This is a genomic window from Acetobacter fabarum (genome assembly GCF_022483405.1).
Classification (GTDB): domain Bacteria; phylum Pseudomonadota; class Alphaproteobacteria; order Acetobacterales; family Acetobacteraceae; genus Acetobacter; species Acetobacter fabarum.
Genome location: NZ_JAKVNI010000001.1, coordinates 118496 through 125000 on the forward strand (window position 1 = coordinate 118496; position 6505 = coordinate 125000).

The window sequence follows — 6505 nt, forward strand, 5'->3', positions numbered from 1 at the left end:
GGCAGCCGACATCACCACTTTGATGTCTGACTTGAGGCGGAAGCCGACATGGAGACACCCCCGTCATTCCATCATGCGATGTTACTGGCCAGCCATTCCCTGAGCTTCGACCACCGCCGCCTCCCGCCCTGATTGCGCACCGCGATGGCCAGCGCCTTCTTCTGGCCCACGAGCACGACGAGCTTCCGCCCCCGTGTCACACCCGTATAGAGCAGGTTCCGCGCCAGCATGGCGTAATGCCGCGTCACCAGCGGAATCACCACTGCCGGGTATTCCGATCCCTGGCTCTTGTGGATCGTGGTGGCGTAGGCCAGCACCAGTTCATCCAGTTCCCCGAAACCGTAAACGACCTCCCGTCCATCGAATGAGACCGTCAGTTCGCCCTCTTCCACATCGATCCGGTCGATAACCCCCAGGTCCCCATTAAAGACGTCCCGGTCATAGTCGTTGGCGATCTGCATCACCTTGTCGCCGGGACCATAGGTCCAGCCGAACCGCTCGACCTTCACGTCGCCTGGCGGGTTCAGCGCCTGCTGCAATTCGATATTCAGCGACCGCGCCCCAAGGCCGCCCCGGTTCATCGGGCAAAGCACCTGCACGTCGCGAACCGGGTCCAGCCCGAACCGCGCCGGGATGCGGTCCTTCACCACGGCCAGCAACTTGCGCAGCCCGACCTCGGGCTCGGCCGCCTCCACGAAGTAGAAATCCGATCCCTCTTCCGCGCTCAGTTCGGGCATCCTGCCCTCATTGAGCCGGTGCGCATTGGTGATGATCCGGCTCTGCGCCGCCTGGCGGAACACCTCGGTCAGCCGCACCACAGGCACGGCACCCGAGCCGATGATGTCGGCCAGCACCTGCCCCGGCCCAACGGACGGCAACTGGTCCACGTCGCCCACGATCAGCAGGGCTGCGCTATCGGGCAACGCACGCAGCAGGGAGCGCATCAGAAGCACATCGACCATGCTGGCCTCGTCCACGACCAGCAGATCGCAGGTCAGCGGGTTGGTATCGTCCCGCTTGAAACTCCCCGTGGCCGGATCGGTCTCCAGCAGGCGGTGGATGGTCTTGCCTTCCAGTCCGGTGCTTTCCGACAGGCGCTTCGCTGCGCGACCGGTCGGCGCGCAAAGCTGCACGTCTGTGCCCTTGGCTGTCACGATTTTCAGGATGGCGTTGACCAGCGTGGTCTTGCCCACACCGGGGCCACCCGTGATCACCAGCACCTTGCTGCGCAAGGCCAGGCGCACCGCCTCTTGCTGGCTGGGCGCGAGCGCAAGCCCGGTCTTCCTTTCCACCCAGGTCATGGCCTTTTCAGCGTCGATCTCCGGCCAGGGCGGCCGACCGACGGCGCAGGCGCGCAATCGCTCGGCGATGCTCTGCTCCGCGCGATAGAGACCCGCCAGGAAGATGCAGCGCGTCTCGCCCACGCTGTCGGCAATAACGTCGCCCGCCTCCAGCTCCAGCGCGAGGGCTGTCTCGATCAGAGGGGTGGCGACCTCCAGCAGTTCGGCGGTGCTGGTCAGCAATTCCCCGACCGGCAGACCGCAATGCCCCTCATCCATGGCCTCGCCGAGGGCATAGGAAATCCCTGCCCTCACCCGAATCATGGCGTCGGGCGCGAGTCCCATCTTCTGGGCAATCTGGTCGGCGGTTTTGAATCCGATGCCCCGAATATCCTTCGCCAGCCGATAGGGGTTCTCGCTGATCAGTTTGACCGCATCCTGGCCGTAGGTCTTGAAGATCCGCACGGCGCGCGAAGTGCCGACGCCGTTACTGTGCAGAAACAGCATGATCTCACGGATTACCTTCTGGTCCGCCCAGCCGGCGACGATCCGGTCCGCGCGTTTCGGGCCGATACCCGTCACCTCCCGCAGACGGCCGGGCTCCTGTTCGATCAGGTCAAACACCGCCTCACCGAACGCTTTCACCAGCTTTTTGGCATAGACGGGACCAATGCCACGGATCATGCCCGAACCGAGATAGCGTTCGATGCCCTCGACCGTGGTCGGTGGGCTGGCCTTGAGGAACTCGGCCTTGAACTGGAGGCCGTGGGTGTGGTCGTTGAACCAGCGCCCCGACATCTGCACGAACTCGCCCGCCGAGATTATCGCGGCATGGCCGACGACGGTGACGAGATCGCACTGCCCCCGCACTTTCACCCGCAGAACGCAGAAGCCGTTCTCAGCATTGTGGAACGTCACCCGCTCGACCAGTCCCGCCAACGCTTCCGTGGGCGAAGAGTCGGTGGCGCGTCCGCTCATCCGGCCTGCCGGAAGAACAGCACTCCCGTCTCGTTCATGACTCGCCCTCCCCTCCCGTGCTGCCGCCAAACGCCAGTATTTGTACGACGCGCCTGTATCCGGGACTACCCGTAACTACGATTCCGTACGCTGGAGCACGCACAAGCGCGACTTTCCATATTGCGGATTTCCATTGAAATAACAGTCATCTGTCCGGATCGTGTGTCTGTTTTCCTTGCCTTGCGGTCGGAAGAGAGCGACGATGACGGACAGACCCAGCCAGTCCATTGCCCCGGCGTATCGGCCGCCCGAGCCCGAATTACGGCTCGTCCTGCGACCCAACGCCCCCGACCCGCGCCTTGTGGCGTTCGTCCGCCTCATGGCGCGCCGTGCGGCACGGGACTGGTTCCGGTCTCAGCAACAGGAGCAGCGCCGCCGCTCCGGACCGTAAGGGATGATCCGCCATGAAGGTCGCGCTCTACGCCCGCTATTCGTCCGACAACCAGCGCGATGCCTCGATCGCCGACCAGCTTCGGGTCTGCCGCACCCACGCGGAGAAACAGGGCTGGACCATCGTCGAGGAGTATACCGACCACGCGATCTCAGGCGCGTCCTTGATGCGGCCCGGCATCCAGGCGCTGATCGCGGATGCGCAGCGCGGGCGGTTCCAGATCGTGCTGGCCGAAGCGATGGACCGCCTCTCCCGCGACCAAGAGGACATCGCTGGCGTCTTCAAACGCATGAATTATGCGGGCGTGCGGATCGTCACCCTTTCCGAGGGAGAAGTCTCGCATCTGCATGTCGGCCTCAAGGGCACGATGAACGCCCTGTTCCTGAAGGACCTGGCCGAAAAGACCCATCGCGGCCTGCGAGGCCGGGTCGAACGGGGCAAGTCCGGCGGTGGCAATGCCTACGGCTATGACGTGGTGCGCAAACTCGACGCTAGCGGCGAGCCGATCCGGGGCGACCGCACGATCAACCCGCAGGAGGCCGAGGTCGTCCGTCGCATCTTTCGCGACTTCGCGGCCGGACTGGGACCGCGCGCCATTGCCTTCCGTCTCAACGATGAAGGCATCCCGGCCCCAGGCAGCGGCGCCTGGGGCTTCTCCACCATCAACGGCAACCGGCTACGCGGCACCGGTATTCTCAATAATGAGATGTATGTGGGCAGGCTGGTGTGGAACCGCCAGCGCTTCATCAAGGATCCCGATACCGGCAAACGTCAGGCCCGCCCCAATCCGGACTCCGAATGGGTGATCCAGGAGGTGCCGGAACTGCGGATCGTCGACCAGGAACTCTGGGACGCGGTCAAGGCGCGGCAGGCCAGCGTCAGCGCAAGCCGGGACACACGTGACACATCATCACCTGACCATTTCCGCGAGAAACGCCGTCCGCGCTATCTGTTTTCCGGCCTGAGCAAGTGTGGTTGCTGCGGTGGAGGTTATTCGATGATCTCCGGCACCCTGCTCGGCTGCTCGACAGCGCGCAACAAGGGCACCTGCCACAACCGGACCAATATCCGGCGCGAGGAACTGGAGCGGCGCGTGCTTGACGCCCTGCGTCACCACCTGATGGATCCGGCCTTGTTCGCCGAGTTCTGCAACGCGTTTACGGACGAGATGAACCGACTGCGCATGGAGGCATCCGCCGACATCGGCGCAGCGGAATCAGAACTGAAGCGGGTCGAGCGCGACATCCAGCGGCTGATGGACCTCTACCTTTCGGAAGCCATCTCGATCGAGACGGTCAAGGAACGCGGATCCAAACTCGAAGCCCGCAAGACCGAACTCAAAGACTTCCTTGCGACCGCCGAGGCACCCCCGCCCCTGCTCCATCCCCAGATGGCGGAGTTCTACCACCGGCAGCTCGCGCGGCTGCACGACATGCTGCATTCCGAGCTGGACGAGAAACGCCAGGAGGCGGCCGAGGTGATCCGCTCTCTGATCGAGGCGATCATCCTGACGCCGTCCGACAAGGGGCTCCTGATCGACGTCCGGGGCGACCTTGCCGGCATCCTGACGGTCGCGTCAGGCGGACAAACGAAAACCCCAGCCCGTTTCGGGGCTGGGGTTCGTGATGCGTTGGCATCGCAAGTTCAGATGGTTGCGGGGGCAGGATTTGAACCTGCGGCCTTCAGGTTATGAGCCTGACGAGCTACCGGGCTGCTCCACCCCGCGGTTGAGAGAGTGCTGATTTTGTTTTGGCTTAGTTTTGTGAGGGTAGACTGGAAGACCTGGCGGCGACCGACTTTCCCGCGGCTTAAGCCGCAGTATCATAGGCGCTGGGGGTTTTCACGGCCGAGTTCGGGATGGGATCGGGTGGAACTCTCCCCGCCATGGCCACCAGGTCATCCAGACTACCCTGTAAGGGTGTGTGGATGCGGTTGGTGCGTTTTGGTGTTTTGTGTGTGACGTGGTTATGGATGATTTCTGTGCACGGGCTATCCGTAAGGATAGTGTGAGAGTGAGCCTATTGGGTGATTAGGACCAGTTAGCTGCACGTGTTACCACGCTTTCACATCTGGCCTATTAACGTGGTGGTCTACCACGACCCTCAGGGAGATCTAGTTTTGAGGTGGGTTTCCCGCTTAGATGCTTTCAGCGGTTATCCCGTCCATACTTAGCTACCCGGCTGTGCCGCTGGCGCGACAACCGGTGCACCAGAGGTATGTTCATCCCGGTCCTCTCGTACTAGGGACAAATCCTCTCAAATCTCCAACATCCACGGCAGATAGGGACCGAACTGTCTCACGACGTTCTAAACCCAGCTCACGTACCACTTTAATCGGCGAACAGCCGAACCCTTGGGACCTGCTCCAGCCCCAGGATGTGATGAGCCGACATCGAGGTGCCAAACCTCCCCGTCGATGTGGACTCTTGGGGGAGATCAGCCTGTTATCCCTAGAGTACCTTTTATCCGTTGAGCGATGGCCCTTCCACGCGGGACCACCGGATCACTATGGCCGACTTTCGTCTCTGCTCGAGCTGTCACTCTCGCAGTCAGGCGGGCTTATGCCATTGCACTCAACAGCCGGTTTCCGACCGGCCTGAGCCCACCATCGCGCGCCTCCGTTACACTTTGGGAGGCGACCGCCCCAGTCAAACTGCCCACCATACAGGGTCCCGGACCAGGCTTACTGGCCGCGGTTAGACATCAGAAAAATTCAGGGTGGTATTTCAAGGATGGCTCCACAAGAACTGGCGCCCCTGCTTCAAAGCCTCCCACCTATCCTACACAGAATGTCTCTGATGCCACTGTAAAGCTACAGTAAAGGTTCATAGGGTCTTTCCGTCTGACCGCGGATACCCCGCATCTTCACGGGGAATTCAATTTCGCTGAGCCGATGCTGGAGACAGCGGGGAAGTCGTTACGCCATTCGTGCAGGTCGGAACTTACCCGACAAGGAATTTCGCTACCTTAGGACCGTTATAGTTACGGCCGCCGTTTACCGGGGCTTCAATTCAGTGCTCTCACACCTCCTCTTAACCTTCCGGCACCGGGCAGGCGTCAGACCCTATACGTCGTCTTTCGACTTCGCAGAGTCCTGTGTTTTTACTAAACAGTCGCTACCCCCTGGTCTGTGCCACCCACAAATGGTTGCCCAAATGTGGGTCTCGCTTATCCCGAAGTTACACGAGTAATTTGCCTAGTTCCTTCAGCATCGTTCTCTCAAGCGCCTTGGTATGCTCTACCAGTCCACCTGTGTCGGTTTAGGGTACGGTCTATACGCCAGAGCTATTTCCTGGAATGCTCCAAAAGCCGGTCCAATCCGTTAAGGACCAACAACATATCGCATTCGTCACTTCTGGCAGGTTCAGGAATATTCACCTGATTCCCATCGACTACGGCTTTCGCCCTCGCCTTAGGGGCCGACTAACCCTGCGTGGATTAACCTTGCGCAGGAACCCTTGGACTTTCGGCGACAGTGTTTCTCGCACTGTTTGTCGCTACTCATGTCAGCATTCGCACTTCCGATATCTCCAGAAGGGGTCACCCCGCTTCCTTCACAGACCTACGGAACGCTCCGCTACCGCGCATACATAGTATGCACCCACAGCTTCGGCACGTGGCTTGAGCCCCGTTACATTTTCGGCGCAGGGTTTCTATTAGACCAGTGAGCTATTACGCTTTCTTTAAAGGATGGCTGCTTCTAAGCCAACCTCCTGGTTGTTATGGAATCCCCACATCCTTTCCCACTTAGCCACGATTTAGGGGCCTTAGCTGGTGGTCTGGGCTGTTTCCCTCTCGACAATGGACCTTAGCACCCA

2 protein-coding genes, 1 tRNA gene and 2 rRNA genes (1 of these 5 only partly in view) are annotated in these 6505 nt (G+C 61.0%); 1 reads left to right on the forward strand and 4 read right to left on the reverse strand.

Features of this window, described 5'->3' with window-relative positions; all coding sequences use genetic code 11:
* Positions 1-71: 71 nt before the first annotated feature.
* Positions 72-2258 (reverse strand): SF1B family DNA helicase RecD2, encoded by a 2187-nt coding sequence (gene recD2, locus LKE65_RS00630; RefSeq protein WP_278740008.1) that lies wholly within the window; start codon positions 2256-2258, stop codon positions 72-74.
* A 443-nt stretch (positions 2259-2701) separates the two neighbouring features.
* Here recD2 and LKE65_RS00635 point away from each other — a divergent pair, with 443 nt between their 5' ends.
* Positions 2702-4381, forward strand: coding sequence for a recombinase family protein (locus LKE65_RS00635; RefSeq protein WP_278741713.1), 1680 nt, complete (start codon positions 2702-2704; stop codon positions 4379-4381).
* Here the strand turns inward: LKE65_RS00635 and LKE65_RS00640 are convergent.
* The 3 genes from LKE65_RS00640 to LKE65_RS00650 form a co-directional block, all read right to left on the reverse strand.
* A tRNA-Met gene (locus LKE65_RS00640) sits at positions 4338-4414 on the reverse strand. The two genes, LKE65_RS00635 and LKE65_RS00640, sit on opposite strands and share 44 nt — an antisense overlap.
* Positions 4415-4468: 54 nt before the next feature.
* Positions 4469-4584: ribosomal RNA gene (gene rrf / locus LKE65_RS00645) — 5S ribosomal RNA — on the reverse strand.
* Positions 4585-4696: 112 nt separating this feature from the next.
* A 23S ribosomal RNA gene (locus tag LKE65_RS00650) occupies positions 4697-6505 on the reverse strand; it runs 932 nt beyond the window's last position.

What these genes read in the sequence shown, in the direction of transcription:
- recD2 (WP_278740008.1), bottom strand. Translation starts at nt 2,258, where the DNA reads ATGAGCGGACGCGCCACCGACTCTTCGCCCACGGAAGCGTTGGCGGGA.
- LKE65_RS00635 (WP_278741713.1), top strand. Translation starts at nt 2,702, where the DNA reads ATGAAGGTCGCGCTCTACGCCCGCTATTCGTCCGACAACCAGCGCGAT.